This is a genomic window from Thioclava sp. UBA3469 (assembly GCF_002378135.1).
Lineage (GTDB): Bacteria > Pseudomonadota > Alphaproteobacteria > Rhodobacterales > Rhodobacteraceae > Thioclava > Thioclava sediminum.
This window is the reverse complement of sequence record NZ_DFRG01000099.1, coordinates 599-843: the sequence shown is the minus strand read 5'-3', so window position 1 is coordinate 843 and position 245 is coordinate 599. Positions and strand designations below refer to the sequence as shown.

Sequence of the window (245 nt, the reverse complement as noted above, 5' to 3'; positions counted from 1 at the left end):
CGAGGAAACCTTCCTCGTGCAGAAACTCGCCCGCGCGGTGATGGGGACGAACAACACCGACACCTGTGCCCGCGTCTGCCATTCGCCCACCGGCTACGGGCTGAAGCAGACTTTCGGGACCTCCGCTGGCACGCAGGATTTCGACTCTGTGGAGCAGGTGGATTGCGCCGTCGTGATCGGGGCGAACCCGACCGACGGGCACCCGGTCTTCGGCTCGCGGCTGCGCAAGCGGCTGCGGCAGGGGG

Annotated in this window: 1 protein-coding gene; it reads left to right on the top strand. The window is 67.8% G+C overall.

Annotated features, from left to right (window positions below; genetic code table 11):
- Positions 1 to 245 (top strand): molybdopterin-dependent oxidoreductase (locus B3D39_RS08310; protein WP_286789596.1); only part of this gene is annotated, 245 nt, incomplete at both ends.